Origin of the sequence: Amycolatopsis cihanbeyliensis, from assembly GCF_006715045.1 — a bacterium.
GTDB lineage: Bacteria > Actinomycetota > Actinomycetes > Mycobacteriales > Pseudonocardiaceae > Amycolatopsis > Amycolatopsis cihanbeyliensis.
In genome coordinates this window covers 823983-841829 of record NZ_VFML01000001.1, presented here as the reverse complement: position 1 = coordinate 841829, position 17847 = coordinate 823983, and the positions used below count along the sequence as shown (strand labels likewise).

The 17847-nt window shown below is 71.4% G+C and carries 17 protein-coding genes; 5 read left to right on the top strand and 12 right to left on the bottom strand.

Annotated elements, in window-relative coordinates; genetic code table 11:
- Positions 1-53: 53 nt before the first annotated feature.
- Both FB471_RS03525 and FB471_RS03520 read right to left on the bottom strand, forming a co-directional pair.
- Positions 54-770 (bottom strand): response regulator, encoded by a 717-nt coding sequence (locus tag FB471_RS03525; protein ID WP_141995906.1) that lies wholly within the window; start codon positions 768-770, stop codon positions 54-56.
- Between the two features lie 606 nt (positions 771-1376).
- Positions 1377-1940: a DUF3000 domain-containing protein gene (locus tag FB471_RS03520; protein ID WP_170220685.1), complete on the bottom strand. Its 564-nt coding sequence runs from the start codon at positions 1938-1940 to the stop codon at positions 1377-1379.
- A gap of 87 nt (positions 1941-2027) precedes the next feature.
- On the opposite strand from FB471_RS03520, the gene hemE reads away from it, so the two are divergent.
- Both hemE and hemG read left to right on the top strand, forming a co-directional pair.
- Positions 2028-3107, top strand: coding sequence for a uroporphyrinogen decarboxylase (gene hemE / locus FB471_RS03515; protein ID WP_141995904.1), 1080 nt, complete (start codon positions 2028-2030; stop codon positions 3105-3107).
- Positions 3104-4510 (top strand): protoporphyrinogen oxidase, encoded by a 1407-nt coding sequence (gene hemG / locus FB471_RS03510; protein WP_141995903.1) that lies wholly within the window; start codon positions 3104-3106, stop codon positions 4508-4510. The genes hemE and hemG overlap by 4 nt, the downstream gene beginning before the upstream one ends.
- 34 nt (positions 4511-4544) lie before the next feature.
- On the opposite strand, the gene FB471_RS03505 is transcribed toward hemG, so the two are convergent.
- The gene (locus FB471_RS03505; protein ID WP_141995902.1) at positions 4545-7841 is read right to left on the bottom strand and encodes a S8 family serine peptidase; all 3297 of its coding nucleotides are present in this window, start codon (positions 7839-7841) and stop codon (positions 4545-4547) included.
- A gap of 158 nt (positions 7842-7999) precedes the next feature.
- Here FB471_RS03505 and hemQ point away from each other — a divergent pair, with 158 nt between their 5' ends.
- Entirely contained in the window at positions 8000-8692 is a 693-nt protein-coding gene (gene hemQ, locus FB471_RS03500; protein ID WP_141995901.1) for a hydrogen peroxide-dependent heme synthase, read from the top strand.
- On the opposite strand, the gene FB471_RS03495 is transcribed toward hemQ, so the two are convergent.
- The 8 genes from FB471_RS03495 to FB471_RS03460 form a co-directional block, all read right to left on the bottom strand.
- The gene (locus FB471_RS03495; protein WP_141995900.1) at positions 8689-9024 is read right to left on the bottom strand and encodes an SCO6045 C-terminal-like domain-containing protein; all 336 of its coding nucleotides are present in this window, start codon (positions 9022-9024) and stop codon (positions 8689-8691) included. The genes hemQ and FB471_RS03495 overlap by 4 nt on opposite strands.
- Positions 9021-9836: an MbnB/TglH/ChrH family RiPP precursor modification enzyme gene (locus tag FB471_RS03490; RefSeq protein WP_141995899.1), complete on the bottom strand. Its 816-nt coding sequence runs from the start codon at positions 9834-9836 to the stop codon at positions 9021-9023. Before FB471_RS03490 ends, FB471_RS03495 begins: the two co-directional genes overlap by 4 nt.
- Before the next feature lie 5 nt (positions 9837-9841).
- The gene (locus FB471_RS03485) at positions 9842-10747 is read right to left on the bottom strand and encodes a TIGR04222 domain-containing membrane protein (protein ID WP_141995898.1); all 906 of its coding nucleotides are present in this window, start codon (positions 10745-10747) and stop codon (positions 9842-9844) included.
- A 95-nt stretch (positions 10748-10842) separates the two neighbouring features.
- Complete coding sequence (locus FB471_RS33955) at positions 10843-11733, bottom strand: TIGR04222 domain-containing membrane protein (RefSeq protein ID WP_170220970.1); 891 nt, start codon at positions 11731-11733, stop codon at positions 10843-10845.
- A gap of 84 nt (positions 11734-11817) precedes the next feature.
- A complete protein-coding gene (gene msrB / locus FB471_RS03475) occupies positions 11818-12243 on the bottom strand; it encodes a peptide-methionine (R)-S-oxide reductase MsrB (RefSeq protein WP_141995897.1) in 426 nt (141 codons plus the stop codon).
- 22 nt (positions 12244-12265) lie between these two features.
- Positions 12266-12565 (bottom strand): hypothetical protein, encoded by a 300-nt coding sequence (locus FB471_RS03470; RefSeq protein WP_141995896.1) that lies wholly within the window; start codon positions 12563-12565, stop codon positions 12266-12268.
- Between the two features lie 41 nt (positions 12566-12606).
- The gene (locus tag FB471_RS03465) at positions 12607-14271 is read right to left on the bottom strand and encodes a serine/threonine-protein kinase (protein WP_142001546.1); all 1665 of its coding nucleotides are present in this window, start codon (positions 14269-14271) and stop codon (positions 12607-12609) included.
- Between the two features lie 82 nt (positions 14272-14353).
- Positions 14354-15016, bottom strand: coding sequence for a TVP38/TMEM64 family protein (locus FB471_RS03460; protein ID WP_141995895.1), 663 nt, complete (start codon positions 15014-15016; stop codon positions 14354-14356).
- Between the two features lie 68 nt (positions 15017-15084).
- Here FB471_RS03460 and FB471_RS03455 point away from each other — a divergent pair, with 68 nt between their 5' ends.
- Both FB471_RS03455 and ligD read left to right on the top strand, forming a co-directional pair.
- Positions 15085-15666: a GNAT family N-acetyltransferase gene (locus FB471_RS03455; RefSeq protein ID WP_141995894.1), complete on the top strand. Its 582-nt coding sequence runs from the start codon at positions 15085-15087 to the stop codon at positions 15664-15666.
- Positions 15650-16681: a non-homologous end-joining DNA ligase gene (gene ligD / locus FB471_RS03450; protein WP_141995893.1), complete on the top strand. Its 1032-nt coding sequence runs from the start codon at positions 15650-15652 to the stop codon at positions 16679-16681. Before FB471_RS03455 ends, ligD begins: the two co-directional genes overlap by 17 nt.
- 7 nt (positions 16682-16688) lie before the next feature.
- Here ligD and FB471_RS03445 read toward each other — a convergent pair whose 3' ends face one another.
- On the bottom strand, positions 16689-17726 hold the full coding sequence (locus FB471_RS03445; RefSeq protein WP_141995892.1) for a methyltransferase domain-containing protein: 1038 nt from the start codon (positions 17724-17726) through the stop codon (positions 16689-16691).
- Positions 17727-17847: the final 121 nt, after the last annotated feature.

The following is a 17847-nucleotide window of genomic DNA, read 5'->3' as shown; positions in this document are numbered from 1 at the left end:
CTACGGGACGGGCTTACCGCGCCTGGTGTGCCCGTCCCGCAGGGTATCCCACGTCAGCGGATGACGCCGGCACGCATGGCCAAGGCGACCATTTGTGCTCGGTCTCCGGTGCCGAGCTTGCGCCCGATCCGCGAAAGGTGGGACTTCACCGTGAGCGCGGACAGGCTGAGCTCTTCACCTATTTCCTTGTTCGACTGGCCGTCTGCGACCAGTTGCAGCACCTCCACCTCGCGTGCGGACAGCTCACGCGGGGTGTTGTCGGTGCCCGCGACCCTGGTACCGGTCGCCAGTACCGGTGCCACGCTCGGATCGGCGTACACGCCGCCCTCGAGCACCCTGCGCACGCCGTCGGTGACCACCACCGGCGACGCGGACTTGAGCAGGTATGCCTGAGCACCGGCCTGAAACGCCGAACGTACGGCGTACGGGTCGTCGGACGACGCGAGCACCACGACCCGAGGCCAGCCATTGCTACGGAGCTCCGTAACCAGCTCGATGCCACTGCCATCAGGCAGGCCGAGGTCGAGGATGGCCAGGTCGCACGGCCCGGTGGCCGTTGCCCTCGCCCTCGCCTCGGCCACCGTGGCGGCCTCGTGAACGGTACCCGCACCCATCTGTGCGAGCCGGGCGGCGATCGCCTCCCTCAGCAGCGGGTGGTCATCGACCACCAGCACGGAAAACAACTCTTCCCGCGGATGCGGAACCATGTTCGCCGGCAAGGCGCCGGCTGGTGTGGATCGGACGGCCTGAGATAAGCCGACGGCAGCCACGTCACTACCTCCCTGGAGTCGGTCGTGCCCCCCGACCGGCACCGGGACTTTCGGCCGATCAGCCGCGCCAGCTTTAGACCGAAAGTGGTGTCGTCGGAAGCACTCTAGCCGCCCGAGTGGGTCAGTGGGGGGTTCGAATGGGTATGTATCCCGATCGGGTAGTTACTCGCGGAGGTCGCTGTCGCACGATCGGGCTACAACACCGCGAGTGGCTAACGTATCGCGTGGCGCATCCGATTCAACAGAGATACTACCGCTATCCGGCTCGTGCATATGACGCGTGCAATCGCCGTATGCGCTGGATTTCGGGTACCGCCGCCGGAGCCGGTGCGGCCTCGTCGAGGGCGCCGTGCGCTCCGTCGAAGTCCGGATGGCCGGGGTTGTCCGGGGTGTTCGGGAGTGCGTGCCTCGGCCGCGGCAGGTTTCAGGTATCGATACAGATCGTCACCGGCGGTTGTCACCGAATCGTTACCCACCGCGACCGCGTGTCCCGCCCGCGGAAACGGGGCGATCCGGCCCACGCGGGTGGTGGTCACGTATAAGTATGCGGGTTCGCGCGCGACGGGCGCTGGCCGCCTGCCGTCCGAGGGGTGGCCGGGAGCGTCGCTACGAGCTCTGGCGCTGGCCGAAGAGGGTTACGCCGGCCGGCGGCAGGCCGACCACGCTGGACAGCAGCTGGCAGAAGGCGTCACCGTGCGGCCGCAGTTCCGCGTCCACCGGGGTCCAGGATGCCCGTACCTCGAGGTCGTCGCTGCGCGGCGGTCCCGCGATGTCGCCGAACCGGGCCGAGGAGGTCTCGGTGACCGTTCCGCCGAGCGCCGTCCAGGACGCCCCCGAGGTCTCCAGCGCGTCGGTGAGCCAGGACCAGCTCACCCCGGGCAGGAAGGGGTCGGTGGCCAGTTCCCTGTCCAACTCGGCACGGACGTACACGACCAGGCGCAGGACGCCGTTCCACGACTCCGGGCCCTCCGGGTCGTGCAGCAGCACCAGCCTGCCGGTGGCCATCACCTCGGCGGGGCCGGTGGCCTCGCCGCTGAGTGCGTACGACCATGGGGCGAGCCGCTGCGGCGGCCGGATCGCTTCGAGACGCACCTCGGGCCGGGGCTCAACGGATTGCAGTGCCGCGACGGCCTCGCGGAAGAGTTCGGGCGCGTGCGTCTTGGCGGTCACGGCCCGACTGTAAGGCGACATCGGCCGGCCGCGGGCGCAGGCGCGCCGAGGGAAGGTGCCCTATCGACTCGTGGCACGATAACAATGATGTCTCCCTCCGTTCACACTTCCTCCCCCTCGGCGGCCGTCCCGGCCCGCCGGGAGCTCGCCGACGCGCCCTTCCTGGTGGCCGCGCGTGGCGGCAGGCCCGCGCGCCTGCCGGTGTGGTTCATGCGCCAGGCCGGACGTTCCCTGCCCGAGTACCGCGCGCTGCGCGAGGGCACCCCGATGCTGCGGGCCTGCTTCGACCCCGAGCTGCTCACCGAGATCACCCTGCAGCCGGTGCGCAGGCACGGCGTGGACGCGGCGATCCTGTTCAGCGATATTGTGGTGCCGCTGTACGCGGCCGGGGTGGGCATCGAGATCGTGCCGGGCACCGGTCCGGTGGTGGCGGAGCCGGTCCGTTCCGCGGCCGCCGTCTCCGCGCTGCCGCGGCTGGAACCGGAGCAGGTGGCGCCGGTCGCGGAGGGGGTGCGGCGGCTGGTCGGTGCGCTCGGCACCACCCCGCTGATCGGTTTCGCCGGGGCGCCGTTCACCCTGGCCTCTTACCTGATCGAGGGCGGGCCCAGCCGCAACCACGAACACACCAAGTCGCTGATGCACGCCGAGCCCGAGCTGTGGCACACCCTGGCCGACCGGCTGGCCGAGGTGACGCTGACCTTCCTGCGCGCGCAGCTGGCTGCCGGGGTGGACGCGGTGCAGCTGTTCGACTCCTGGGCCGGCGCGTTGTCCGAACGGGACTACCGGCGCTTCGTCCTGCCGCACTCGACGAAGGTGCTGGGCGGTATCGCCGATGCCGGGGTGCCGCGGATCCATTTCGGCGTCGGCACGGGAGAGTTGCTGACCGCCATGCGGGACGCCGGTGCCGACGTGGTCGGGGTGGACTGGCGGGTGCCGCTGGACACGGCGGTGCGCAGGCTGGGTGGCGACCGGCCGGCCGTGGTGCAGGGCAACCTCGATCCCGCCGTGCTGCTCGGCTCCTGGGCCGCCGTGGAGCCCGAGGTGCGCCGCATCGCCGCCGAGGGGCGCGCGGCCGACGGTCACGTGTTCAACCTCGGTCACGGCGTGCTGCCCGACACCGATCCGGGCGTGCTCACCAGGGTCGTCGAGCTGGTGCATTCGCTGTGACGGGGCGCGTCGCCGTGGTCGGCGGCGGGATCTCCGGGCTGGTGGCCGCGTACCGGCTGCGCGAGCTGCTCGGCCCGGAGGCCGAGCTCACCGTATGCGAATCGACCGATGCCCTCGGCGGCAAGGTACGCACCGAACGCCTCGTCGGCAGGCCGTTCGACGTCGGCGCGGAGGCCTTCCTCGCGCGCCGGCCCGAGGCGGTCGAGCTGGCCGAGGAGCTGGGGCTCGGCTCCCAGCTCGCTCACCCCACCGGCGCGCGGGCCACGATCCGGGCCGGGGGACGTACCCATCCGCTGCCGTCGGGCACCGTCATGGGCCTCCCCGGCGACCCCGGCGCGGTCGCGGACCTGCTGTCCGAGGCGGGCAGCCGGGCCGTGGCCGCGGAGCCGGGGTTGCCCCCGCCCTCGCTGCCGGCCCGCGACGTGGCGTTGGGGCCGCTGCTGCGCGAACGGTTCGGCGACGAGCTGGTGGACACGCTGGTGGACCCCCTGCTGGGCGGGGTCTACGCGGGTGGTTCCGACGGGCTCGGGCTGCGTGCCACCCTGCCGGGGCTGGCCGCCGCCGTGGACGCGGGCGCCGGCTCGCTGACCGAGGCCGTGGCCGCCCAGCTGCCCGCCACGCCGAGTTCCGCGCCGGTGTTCGCCACCCTGACCGGTGGGCTGGGGTCGCTGGTCGACCGGCTGGTGGAGCGGTCGGCGGCACGGCTGCGGCGCGGCCTTCCGGTGCGCACGCTCAGCGGCCTGCCCGGTGGCGGTTGGCGGCTCACCTTCGGCGCCGCGGCGACCGAGCACGCGCCCGCGGAGGCGGAACTGGACGTGGACGCGGTGCTGCTCGCGGTGCCCGCTCCACCGGCGAGCCGGCTGCTCGCCGGTGTGGCCCCGGAGGCCTCCGCGGCGCTCGCCGAGGTCGAACTGGCGTCCATGGCGGTGGTCTCGTTCGCGCTGCCGCCGAAGTCTGGACTGCCCGATGCCTCCGGCGTGCTGATCGGGGTGACCGAGCGACGCCGCGACGGTGCGCCGTTCACCGCCAAGGCGTTCACCTTTTCCGCGCGCAAGTGGGCACATCACGGGGACGCGGACGCCGTGCTGGTGCGTGGCTCGGCGGGGCGGTTCGGGGAGAGCGGCACGCTGCGGGCCACCGACGCCGAGCTGATCCGGCGAGTACGGGCGGATCTGGCCGAGCTGACCGGGATCACCGCCGAACCGCTGCGGGCCCGGGTGACCCGGTGGGGCGGGGGGTTACCGCAGTACGACGCGGGGCACCTCGGCCGGGTCGCCCGCGTCGAGCGCGCGGTGGCCGAGGTGCCCGCGTTGGAGATCGCGGGTGCCAGCCTGCACGGCGTCGGCATCCCGGCGTGTGTCGCCACCGCCGATGCCGCCGCCCGCAGGCTGGCCCGCGGTTAGGAGCGGTTCAAGAACGCGCCTTTCTTGAACACCGTCAGTGGAGCTTGTAGGCGTTGATGATGGTGTGCTCCACGGTGTTGCCGTTGCCGTCGGTGGCCTTGGCCCGCAGCGACACGGTGTCCGCGCCGGCGGGGTGCTGCACGACGAGCTGGGAGTTGCCGAGCACGCCGGCCGGACGCCAGGTCTGGCCGCCGTCGTAGGACACCTCGGCGCTCAGCTTGTGCGGCACCTTGGTGACCGGGCTGCCCTGCTCCTGCACCGCCACCGGGAACACGAACGTCCGGCCCGCCGGGGCGGAGTTCGCCTCGTCGAGGCGGGGGAAGAAGCGGATCGTGGACACCGGTAACCGAGTCGGCCGGTCCGTCGTGGTCGAGTCGAAGGTCCAGGAGGCGGCCACCCTCGTGCTCAGGTCCACGTTGCTCCGGGTGGCCTCCGCGGTGAGCCGGAACCCGGCAGCACCCGGCTCGACCTCGAACAAGCCCCGTTCGGCCTCGACCTCCTCACCATCGCGGTACAGCCGCAACGAGGAATCGTCCGTCGCGGAGTAGCCCGCGTTGCCCGCGGCGTCACCGAACAGCGGGACCTGCGCGATGATCCGGTTCCCGTCCCTGGTCACCCAGGAGTGCTGGTACCGACTTTCCGGCATGACCGGCCCGAACACCGCCCGGTTGAACGACTCGGTGTAGTCCCGGCCGGCCTGGTAGGACCGTGGTGGCGCCTCGAACCGGGAATGCAGCCTGCGGGACTCGTCGTCCTCCAGGAACAGCGTCCGGTTCCAGTCCACGCCCTCGGTGGTGAAGTGCGCGACCCTCGGCCCGGACTCCGGTATCTCGATCAGCGCTCCCCAGGCGCCTCCGGCCTGCAGGCGCGGCGACGGGGTGGCGCCCGCGATGCCCGTGACGCCGGCCGGTATCGGCCCGTAGCCGGTGCGGACGGTGGCCAGGTCCTCCTGCCGCACATCCCGGGTGAGGCCGGTGGGCAACCGGCCGTACTCGTACCAGGCGAGGCCGTAGTACTCGCCGCCCGGTTCGGTGACCCACTGGCTGCTCACCAACGCTGTCAGCTCGGCGGGCGGTAGCTGCGGACCGAGATGGGCGGTGCCCAACCGCTCGAGGCCCTCGCCCAGCGCGACGAACCCGGAGTTGAACGTCGAACCGCGCGCCGCGCGGGTGTAGGACACCTCGGTGAGCATGGGCCGGGCGGACTCGTGCGGTGCCGCGATGTCCACCGGTTTCGTCTGCCGGGCGTCCAGGTCCACCGTGAGGTCCCCGTCGACGGACAGCTTGGGGTAGGCGAGCAGGTCCGCGGTGGTACCGGGTTCCCCGGACCGGACGGTGCCCTGCAGCAGGTACTCGCCCTTCGGCACGCGCAGCGTGACGCTGCCGTCCTCCTCGTAGGGGAACCGCAGCCGGTTGTCCCCGAACCCGAACAGGAACGCGGAGTACTGCCCGGTGCGGTCCCCGGCGCGGTCGACGGCGTTCAGCGTGAGGTCGTAGCTCTCCACCTCGCGGTTGATCGCCAGCGGGGTGCGCACCGTGGCATCGCCCGCGGTCGCGACCAGGCTGCCGCTGTAGATGCCGTCCACCCCGGCCGCGCGGGTGTCGCCGGTGACAGTGATCCCGGCTGTGCCTCCGGCCGGCACGGTGACCTCGGTGGCCGAGAGGGTGAACACGCCATCCGGTGCCGGCGTGCCGTCCGGGCCGGTGGCCTCCACCGCGAGCCGCAGGGTGACCTCCTCCGCACCCGAGTTGGCGAAGGTGAGCTCCTTGCCGACCGGCGTGTCGTCGTCGTGCGGCCAGCGCTGGACGCCGAGATTGATGCTGGCGGGTTCCGCGGTGACCGTCTGGGTGAGTGCCGCGGCCGAGTCGACCCGCCCTGCGCCCTGCGCGAACACGCCCGCGCCCTCGGTGGGTGTTGCCGAGGCCATCAGCAGGCGCTTCAGCCGCGCGCCGGAGAGGTCGGGGTGCTGCTGGGCCAGCAGCGCCGCGGCACCCGCGACATGCGGGGTGGCCATCGAGGTCCCGGACAGCGCGGTGTACCCCTCCTCGACCGGCTCCCCGATGCTGCCGTCGGAATGCAACGCGGCCACGATCCCGACGCCGGGGCCGGTGATGTCCGGCTTGATCCCGCCGTCGCCGAGCCGCGGGCCCCGGCTGGAGAAGGGCGCGATGTCGTCCTCGCGGTCCACGGCGCCGACGGTGAGCGCGGCATCCGCGGTGCCCGGTGAGCCCACGGTGGAGGCCCGGGGGCCGGAGTTGCCCGCGGCGATGACGAACAGGGTGCCGTGCTCGGCGGAGAGCGTGTTCACGGCCTGCTCGAGCGGGTCGACCCCGGCGCTGTCCCCGCCGCCGAGGCTCAGGTTCGCGATGTCCGCGCCCTGCTCGGCGGCCCATTCCATGCCGGCGATGATCCAGGACTCGCGGCCCGAGCCGCTGTCGTTGAGCACCTTGCCGTCCAGGATGCCCGCCGCCGGCGCGACCCCGGTGTACTTGCCGCCGGACTTCGCGCCGGTGCCCGCCGCGATCGAGGCCACGTGGGTGCCGTGTCCGACGTGGTCGATGTTGTCCTCGGACTCGGTGAAGTTCCGCTCCGCGGTCTCCCGTTCGGCGAGGTCGGGATGGGTCTGGTCCACGCCGGTGTCCAGCACGGCGATCGTGGTGCCCGCGCCGGTGTAGCCCGCCTCCCAGGCCGCGGGGACGCCGATCTGCGGCACGCTGCGGTCCAGGGTGGTGCTGCGCATCCCGTCCAGCCAGACCTTCCGCACGCCACCGGCGAAGGTGGTGACCGACTCGGGTCCGCCGGTGATGCTGTCCCACAGCTCGGTCGCCGAGTCCTTGTCGGCTCGCACCGCGGCGCCGTCGATGCTGGGCAGTTGCCGGGTGATCCGGGTGCCCGCGGAGCTCATCGTGCTCGCGGCCGCGGGGCCGTCGGCGTAGGTCACCAGCAGGGGCAGCGAGTCCCGGTCCGTGTCGGCGTGGCCCGACTCGAGCAGTGTGGTGACGTCGAAGAGGCGCCGGTCGAGGACGCCGGTGCCGATGAGCGGCGCCGCGTCGGAGGGCACGACGTAGGTGTGGCCGTCGGCGGCGAACGTGCTGAAGGTGACGTCCTCCCGGCCGGGACCGGCCACCAGGTGTCCGGTGGGCTGCCCGGCACGCGCCAACACCCGGTCACCGGTGATCAGCGTGACCGACTGTTGTTCGGGCTGGGCCTGGGTACGTGCCGGCGCCGCGCCGTCGGTGGCCCCGGCCGGCTGCCCCGTGCCGAGAACCAGCGCGGTGGCCGCGGCCAGCACGACCGCGGCGGGTCTACCGCGTCTTTGTCGGATGTGCACCAGTTACCTCCCCTGATCGGGTGCGAAAGTTTCGCGAACGTATCGGTATACACAGCGGAGTCACAATCCGCCGAGTGAGTTACGAGGTCGGAAAATTCCCGACGTTCCGTGGTGTGGGCTGGTACGCGGCCCGGTCATCGGGGTGGGACGATGGGGGCATGGCGCGGTTGAACTACCAAGAGTTGAACGAGACCATCCGCTACACCGCGTGGTCGGTGTTCCGGGTGGAACAGGGGACGTTGCCGGAGGATCGCGGTGCCGCCGCCCGGGAGACCGGGGAGTACCTGGACGCGCTGGAGGACAAGGGCGTCGCGGTGCGCGGGGTGTACGACCTGGCCGGCCTGCGTGCCGACGCGGACTACCTGATCTGGTGGCACGCGCCGGAAGTGGAGCAGGTCCAGGCGGCCTACAGCGGCTTCCGGCGCACCCCGCTCGGCCGCGTCTCCGTGCCGGTGTGGAGCCAGTTCGCGTTGCACCGACCCGCGGAGTTCAACCGCAGCCACGTCCCGGCCTTCCTGGCGGGGGAGGAGCCGCGCAAGTACGTCTGCGTGTACCCCTTCGTCCGGTCCTACGAGTGGTACCTGCTGCCGGACGAGGAACGCCGCAAGATGCTGGCCGACCACGGTAAGGAGGCCCGCGACTACCCGGACGTCCGGGCGAACACCGTGGCCTCCTTCGCGCTGGGCGACTACGAGTGGATCCTCGCCTTCGAGGCGGACGAGCTGCATCGCATCGTCGACCTGATGCGGCACCTGCGGGGTACCGAGGCCCGCAGGCACGTGCGCGAGGAGATCCCGTTCTACACCGGGACCAGGGTGTCGCCCGCGGAGCTGGTGCTGAACCTGCCTTAGACGCGGCGTTCCCGCCGCCACCAGCGTGGCCGCCGCGGTTCCCCGCGGGCGGCCAGCCAGGCGGCGAAGTTGTCCGCGTCCTGTCGTGCTCCGGTGCCCTGCGCGCGCGGGTGCGCGGCGGCGTAGGCGTCGAACAGCGGCCGGTAGCGATCACCGAGGCGCTCCGCCAGGTCCGGCCGCAGCGCCTCGGTGATCCGCCTGCGCTTGGCGAGCAGGGCCGCGGCCTCGGCGCGGACGCGGTCGGGCGGGAAACCGGCCGGGGGCCGCTCGCCGGCCAGCAGCGCACGCAGCAGCTCCGCCTGCTGCCGTGCCAGGTGGTCCCGCGCCGTCACCGGCTCTCCAGTACGGCACGGATCGCGGCGAGTTCGGCCGCGAGTTCGGTGTCGGTCGGGTAGTCGTCGTCGCGTTCCAGCAGCGCACCCGGCGGGTCCACCCTGGCGCGCAGCTCGCCGAGGAGATCGAGCACCGGCGCGGGCACCGGTGCGGCATGGGTGTCGTGGTAGACGCCTTCGCGCTCGGAGCCGCCGGCCACATGCACGTACGCGATCCGCTCCAGCGGGATCTCGTCCAGGAATCGGTGTGGGTCGGAGCCCAGGTTGCGGGCGCAGGCGTACAGGTTCGCCACGTCCACGATCAGCAGGCAGCCGGTGCGTTCGGTCAGTTCCCGCAGGAAGGCGGCCTCGCTCAGCTCGGGGTCCGGCCACTCCAGCAGGGCCGCGATGTTCTCCAGCGCGAACGGGACCCCGAGAATCGACTGCGCCAGCCGCACGTTGCCCACCAGCACGTCCAGCGCATCCCTGGTGCGTGGCAGCGGGAGCAGGTGCCCCGAGTCCAGGCCGCCCGCGCGGACGAAGCAGACATGGTCGCTGGCCAGCGGCGCGCCCAGCGCCCCGGTCACCGCGGCAAGGTGTTCCACCCTGCGGGTGTCCAGCGGTTCGGCCCCGCCGAGCGAGAGCGACACGGCGTGCGGCAGTACCGGGCGGCCACGTGTGCGCAGCCGGACCAGCGACTCCGGCAGCCGGTCGGGGTGGAGGTTCTCGGCGATCACCTCCACCCAGTCCACCCCGGGCAGCCGCTCCACCGAGAGGTCGATCTCCGGGCGCCAGCCGATGCCGACCCCGAGTCGCGGAACTCCGGACGACATGGGACTCACCCACCACCCCCGCCGCAACCACCACCGCCTCCGCCGCCCCCGCCACAGCCACTGGCGCAGCCCGTGCCGCCCCCGTCCCCGCTGCTGCACACCGCGCCGGCGGTGTGGCCACCGCCTCCTCCACCGCTCGGCGACTGCGTCAGGGCACGCGAGATCAGGCTGTCCGGGTAGTTGACCAGTCCCGCTACCAGTACCGCGGCGGCGGCCCCGCCGACCGCCCCGGTGCCGCTCGTGGAGAGGTGCCTCCTCTCCGTGGTGGCGACGTGCTCACCGGCCTCGGTGGGCGTGGGCTCGAAGCGGGGCCGGGCGAGCAGGCCGGACCCGGCGGCCAGGAAGGCGGTCACGATGAGCAGCATGATCAGCAGACCCACCGGATATCCCCGCTGGATGCCGTCGGTCAGCCGGACCACCCCGAGGATCCCGAGCAGGACGTAGCCCGCGCACAGGCTCCAGAGCAAGCGACCGCGTCGCCGTTGCGGGGCGATCAGCCCATGGTGTTCCAGGTCAGCCTGGATATCGGCGAGAAAAGGGGAGCGCAGGGTCATCGCGATCAGCTTGCCCCTCCCGATGTAGCGGTACAGGGCGGCGTTGGCGAGCACGGCGTGTTCCATCAGGCCGCTCGACGCGGTCTCCCTGGTGACCTGAAAGGCACCGCTGCTGCTGACCCGCAGGCTGCCGCGCTCCAGCAGGCTCGCGATCGCGGTGTCCACCACCCGTTCGGCACCTCCGACCAGGTAGGCGAGGTGGTAGATGCTCGGCAGCCGTTCCTGCTCCCTGGCGCGGCGCTCGGCCGCGCGCCTGCCCGCGGCCAGCAGCACCGCGACCACGACGGCGGGAATGACCAGCAGACCGCCGTACAGCAGCAGGAACTCGGGTCCGGAAATGCCCCATGGCTGGTCCATACCGCCTCCTCCCGCGGATAGCGCCAGGATCCCAGGGCCGTGCCGGGCCGGACGGCGGTTCCGGTGGTCGATGAGAGACCGTTACCGGCGCCGGCTCAGCCCCCGCAGCCGCCACCTCCACCGCCGCAGCCACCTCCCCCGCAGCCCCCACCGCCACAACCGCCCCCGCCACCGCCACCGCCCCCTCCGTGATGGGGCGTTCCGGCCGGACTGGTGCCGCCGACCGGTTCGATCTTGGCCGCAGCGGCCGCGATCTGCGGATCCGGGTAGCTGGCCAGGCCGCCGAGGGCGACCGCGCCGACCGCGCCTGGCCAGGCCGTGGCCACCGACCTAGTGGTCAGCCGTCGACCCGCCAGGGTGGGGGTGCCGTCCGGTCCGCGGGCGAAGTGCACGATCAGTCCGCTGATCAGCGAGCTAACGCCGATGAGCAGCAGCAGAACCAGGAACGCGGTGAACCCGTCCGGGTCTCCGCTGGTCAACAACGCGGCCAGGCCGAAGGCCAGCACGAGCACCTGCAGGATCAGCACCGTGCTGGTCCGCCGCCGGTCGTGCAGTTCGAAGCTGATCAGTCCGTTCCGGGCGAGGTGCCGCTCGATCTCCCGCACGCCGGGCGAGCGGCGGGTGGAGCCGACGAGCCCGCCACGGGTGGCGGATCGCCGACGGCGGGCGCTGTCCAGGACGGCGTCCTCCAGCTGGTCGTCGCCTGCCGCACCGCGAGCGGCCTGGAAGAAGCCGCCGCTGTTCACCCTGAGCTTCTCGCTGTGCAGCAGGGACGCGATCGTCGTTTCGACGACCTGTATCGGCCCACCGGTCAGGTACGCCAGGTGACGGGGGGTCGGCAGCTGGTCACCGTACCGGCTCGCCCTGCGCATGGCCATCCGGCGCCGCGCCCGCGCCATGACCACGCCGGTGATCCAGGGCAGGTTGAGCAGTCCGAGGTAGAGCAGGAGAAATGCCCCACCGGACATCCCCCATTGCTCGCCCATCTCGCCCCTTCAGCCCTGGCAGCCGTGAGGTCGGCATTATGGCATCGGTCGGCCGGAAGCGTGACGGTGTTTCGGCCCGCAAGCTCAGGAGTCGGTGGGCACCAGCTTCAACGCGACGGAGTTGATGCAGTAGCGCTGGTCGGTCGGAGTGTCGTAGCCCTCGCCCTCGAACACGTGCCCGAGGTGGCTGTGGCAGGAGGCGCACAGCACCTCGACCCGCTTCATGCCCATGCCGCGGTCCTCGCGCAGCAGCACGGCGTCGGAGTCGGCGGGGTCGTAGAACGAGGGCCACCCGCAGTGGCTGGCGAACTTGGTGGTGCTGCGGAACAACTCGGCGCCGCAGGCGCGGCACTCGTACACCCCGACCGTCTCGGTGTCGGTGTACTCGCCGGTGAACGGGCGTTCGGTCCCGGCCTGCCGGAGTACCGCGTACTCCTCCGGGCCCAGTTGCTCCCGCCAGTCCTGCTCGGGCTTCACCACGCGCGGGGTGGCGCCGACGACAGGTTTCATGCCGGGTTTCATATCTCCCAGGCTACCCGGACAGCCAGGCGAGGACTCGACCGATCGTGTCCCACGCCGCAAACAGGATGCCGAACAGGATGAGGCAGACCACGATCACCGCGGCCAGCCATTTCCCGCCACCGGCGCGGTTACTGGCGTCGGCGAACTCGCCGACACCCTTGATAGACCCCTCGACGGTGAACGAGGGGCCCGTACGCTCCATCCGGTCCAGGTGCGCGGCGAACTCCTGCACCTCCGGATCGTTCGGATCCAGCCCGGCCAGCTCGTCCTCGAAACGACGCTTACCCGCCGGCCCGCCGTTGTCGGCCATGCCTCAACAGTAAGGCACCGCCTGCCGTTCGAACAGCCGAATCAGTAGCCACCGCGCGCACTGGGCCGGCGAGTGTCGGAATCGATGAGCAGTTTCCCACCGCCTGCATCGATAACGCGGACAGGCGACCGGTTCCAGCCTTCGTCCTTGTACTTGATTTCGTACGACACATTGATCGCACCGTCGGGGTCCGAACCGTGCTCTCGCGCGGTTCGGTAATCCTTCAGTGCGAAGTCGGACCAGTGTTGGGTGAAGTTGGCGAGGTCTACGTACACACTTTGCGCCGCAGGTGTCAGCATTTCCCAGGCCGTAGCAGTCCCGATGGAGTCAAGGAACGTCTTGACCTGAGCATAAGCAGCACTTTCGTCAACCGTTCCCTGGCTCGGTGTAGTGCCCGGAGCGCCAGCCGGTGACGACGGTGAACCGGATGTCTGCGAGCCATCTGGGGCACCGGTGGCCGTCGTGCCGGGGTTCTGGGCCTGCTGGTCAGATCCGGGGTCCTCGTCCCCACCGGAGGACAGCACGATGGTGAGCACGGTGGCCGCGACCACCACCACGGCCGCGATCGCGCCGATGAGCAGTGGCTTGCGTCTGGCGGCCCCGCCACCACCGGAAGCGGGGGCAGGGGCAGGCGCCGCGGCCGGTCTCTCCGGGGTGAACGAGGACGTCGGCGGGGGAGCGGCCGGTCTCTCGGCGCGCTGCCAGGGCGGCCGGACTCCGGTCACCGGAGGCTGGGGCGGAGGCGCCGACGCCGGTTCGGCCGGTTTGCGCCCGGTGTGTGGCAGCGGGGGCGACACCAGCGTTTCGGACAGTTTCTGGCCGTTACCGCCGCCGACCCCGGCTGCGCCTCCCGCGCCTCCCGTGGCGAGCGCGGCGAGCTGATCGCGCGCCTCGGCCATACTGGGCCGTTCCTCGGGATCGGTGCGCAGCAGGTTCATCAGCAGCGCGGTGGCCGGTCCCGCGTTGCTCGGCGGAATGATCTTTCCGTTGGCCGCCGAATACAGCAGCGCCAGCTGATTGGCATTGTTTCCGTACGGCGTTTGACCCTCGATCGCGTGGTAGAGGGTGGCGCCGAGCGCGAACACATCGGAACTGGGCGCGGGATCGGCACCCCTGGCCAGTTCCGGAGCCAGGTACGCGGGTGTGCCGCCGATCAGCCCGGTCTGGGTGAGCGTCATGTCGCCCGCGGCGCGGGAAATCCCGAAATCGGTGATCTTAGCGGTGCCACTCTCGTCGATCAGCACGTTCCCGGGTTTCACGTCGCGATGCACCAGGCCGGCGCGGTGCGCGGAGACCAGCGCGGCGGCCACCTGCTTACCGATCGCGGCGACCTCCGCCACCGGCATCATCGGCCGCTCGGCGAGGATCGCGGACAGGCTCTGCGAGGGCAGGTACTCCATCACCAGGCACGGATCACCCGCGTGCTCGGCGATATCGAACACCACGATCGCGTTGGGATGCTGGAAGCGCGCGGCATTCTTGGCCTCGCGCATGGCGCGTTGCCTGATGTTCGCCCGCTCCGCCTCGGAAAGACCCGGCTGCGTGAGGATCTGCTTGACCGCCACCGACCGCTCGAGGCGTTCGTCGATGGCGCGCCAGACCACGCCCATGGCGCCGCTGCCAATGTGCTCTACGAGGCGGTAGTGCCCTGCGATGAGCTGACCGGTGTCGATGACGCCTACTCCTCGGGAACTATCCGCAATCATGGCTGACCGCACGCGAACAATAGGGTCGCGCACCCGATCGAGTGTAGCGGTCGCCGGATCCGGATCGTCGTCAGCGCCACCCTCAGACAGCGGTACGTTCGGGTTCAACTTCTTTCTGGTTGGTCCTGCGTACGACCCTGGCCACCCCGATCGCTCCGGCCAGCGCGAACACCGCGTAGCAGGCCAGCAGCGCGGGCGGGGTGGTGCCGGTGATGGCGTCGCCGAGCAGCACGACCGCGGCCGTCCCCGGCAGGCTGCCGAGCACCGTCCCCGCCACGTACGGCGCGAGCCGGATCGTGGACACCCCGCAGCAGTAGCTCAGCGGGGCGAACGGGATCACCGGGATCAGCCGCAGCGAGGTCACCGCCAGCGCCCCGCCACCGGTGAGCCGGCCGTTGACCGTGCGTACCCAGTTCCGGTGCAGGTGCCGGGCCACCAGATCCCTGCCCAGCACCCGCGCGGCGAGGAAGCCGAGTGCGGCCGAGGTCGCCGTTCCGATCATGGCGACGGCCAGCCCGAGGAGGTTTCCCAGCAGTAGCCCGGCGGCGAGGCTGAACACGGTGCGCGGGATCGGCGCCGCGGTGAGCACCCCGTAGGCGAGCAGGAACAGCAGCGGTGCCGCCGGGCCCGCGTCCCGCGCCAGCGTGCGCAGTTCGACGGGGCCGGGCACGGGCAGCAGCACGGCCGCCGCCACGATGGCCACGAGCAGGGCGAGTCCGAGGAACAGTTTGCTGCGGCCGGCCACGGCGGTCACCGTACGGCACCGGCGGAAAATCGCTGGCGTACAGGTGGCGGGCGTGATCCAGTGCATCCATGCCGAACCTGGAAGCGCTGCGTGATCAGCCTTGCCTGACCGCCGAGAACGTCCGGTTGGTTCAGCTCGATCAGCGGCATCTGGACGGGCTGTGGCAGTCGTTGCGGGATCCCGAGGTCATCCGGCTCACCGGGACACACGCCACGTTCACCCGCGAGTACGTCGCCGAAAGGCTCGCCGCCTGGCCCGGCGCCGCGCACCGGGCCGACTGGGCCGTCACGGCGGTGGAGGACGGCAGGTTCCTCGGAGACGCGGCGCTGAACGAGCTGGACGAGGCCAACGAGTCGATGAGCTTCCGGATCGCCCTGTCCGGCCCGGCCGAGTTCGGCAAGGGCTACGGCACGGAGGCGACCCGGCTGGTGTTGGACTTCGCCTTCGACACGGTCGGTCTGCACCGGGTGGCCCTCGAGGTGTTCGCGCACAACCCGCGGGCCAGACGGGTGTACGAGAAGTGCGGGTTCGTCGCCGAGGGCGTGCTGCGTGAGGCGCTGTACTGGGAGGGCGAACGACACGATGTGCTGGTGATGTCCGTCCTCGCGAGCGATCACCGGCTACGGTGGTCGGGTGGCCAAGAACGGTGAGCCCGTCGAGTACACGGTAGGGCAGCGCACGGTGCGGGTGAGCAGCCCGGACAAGATCTACTTCCCGGATCGCGGCATCACCAAGCGTGAGGTCGTGGAGCACTACCTCGCGGTCGGCGGCCCGCTGCTGCGGGCGATCGGGGAGCGGCCGACCACACTGAAACGGTATCCGGACGGGGTTACCGGTGAGTACTTCTATGCCAAACGGGTGCCCAAGGGCGCGCCGGACTGGATGGAGAAGGCGCGGATCACCTTTCCCTCCGGGCGCACCGCCGAGGAGGTCTGCCCGACCGAACCCGCCGTGTTCGTCTGGGCCGCCAACCTCGGCACCTTCGACTTCCACCCGTGGCCGGTGCGCAGACCGGATGTCGATCATCCCGACGAACTGCGGATCGACGTGGACCCGCCGGATGAGCTCGGCTTCGCCGACGCGGTGCGGGTCGCGGGCACCGTGCGCGAGGTGCTGGCGGACGCCGGGCTCACCGGGTACCCGAAGACCTCCGGCGGCCGCGGGGTGCACGTGCTGGTCCGGATCCGCCCGGAGTGGGACTTCGTCGACGTCCGGCACGCCCTGATCGCGCTGGGCCGGGAGGTCGAGCGCAGGGCGCCGAAGCTCGCCACGATCTCCTGGTGGAAGGAGGAGCGTGACGGGCGGGTCTTCATCGACTACAACCAGGCCGCGCGGGACCGGACGGTGGCCTCCTCCTGGTCGGTGCGCGGCACGCACCGGGCCACCGTCTCCACCCCGTTGACCTGGGACCAGCTGACCGAGGTGCACCCGGACGACTTCGACGTGCGCACCGTCGCCGGCTGGCTCGCGGAGCACGGCGACCTGCACGCGGACATCGACTCGCAGTCCTTCGGCATCGAGACGCTGCTGGAGTGGTACGAGCGGGACGACCGGGACCTCGGCCAGGCCGAGATGCCCTACCCACCCGACTACCCGAAGATGCCCGGCGAGCCGAAACGCGTCCAACCCTCTCGAGCCAGGCCGGACACCGCCGACGACGGCTGAGACGCGGTCAGGTGATCGCCCACCGCCGGCCGTCGAGTTCCACCAGGTGCGTGCCGTCCGGGGTGACGGTGAGCCGGTAGTGCCCGGCCTCCGGTTGCCCGGCGTCCCGCCACCAGGCGTAAGCGGCCTCGGCCTCGGTCCAGAGCCGGCGCGAGCCGAATTGGCGGACCGGGCTGGTGGATCCTCCGGGCTCGACCTCGACCCTGGCCCAGGAGCCGGACGCGGTGTCGTGCAGCTCGATGGTGTGCCGCCGCGGCCCACGCGCGTCCTCTTCGACGGTGAGGTAGCAGCGCGGGACGCGGAGACCGATGGTGAAGGCCGCGCGCTGGAACGCGATCATTTCGAACAGCTGACCGGGTCGGAGCGGCGTGGTGCCGCGATCGGCGCCACCCAGTTGCTCGGTGGTCGGGTCGATGAACTCGTTGCGCTGGCCGCGCAGCCGCATAAAGGTGAGGGCACCGCCGAATGTCCCGTTGGCGGACCCGTCTGCGGCCCGGTCCAGGGTGAGCATGGCGCCGTTGCAGTAGTCCGTGCCGAACGGCAGTACCAACCGGCCGCCGGGCCGTACCTGGTCGAGCCATGGTGGCGGTACCGCATGCACGGATGCCGTCGCGATGAGTCGGTCGTACGGTGCGTCCGGCGCCCATCCACGGGCGCCATCGCCGGTGATGGCGGTGATCCTGTGGCCGATCTTCTCGAAGGCGAGCCGCGCGGTCCTGGCGACCTGCTCGTCGGCCTCGATCGTGACAACCAGCCCGTCCGGCCCGACGCGGTCGGCCAGCAGCGCGGTGTTCCACCCGGTCCCGGTGCCGACCTCCAGCACGCGGTGACCAGGCTGCACGTCGAGTGCGCCGAGCATCCTCGCCACCACGCTCGGCTTGCTGCATGAACTGGTGGGCACGAGGCCGACCTGGCCGGGTGGTGTTCGGCCGTCGTCGACCTGGGTCACGATCGGCTCGTCCGTCTCGACGGCCCGCCGCCACTGTGCGGGACTGTCCGCACGGGACAGTGCGACGAAACCGCTGTGACCATCGACCCAGATCACGGGCGGAATGAACCACGTGCGGGGTACGCCGAGGGTGTCCTGCCACTCGGGCACTACTCGTCGTCCCTCTTCTCGTGCTTCCCGCTGCCGGTGTCGCCCCTGCCGTTGTCGGGTTCCCGGT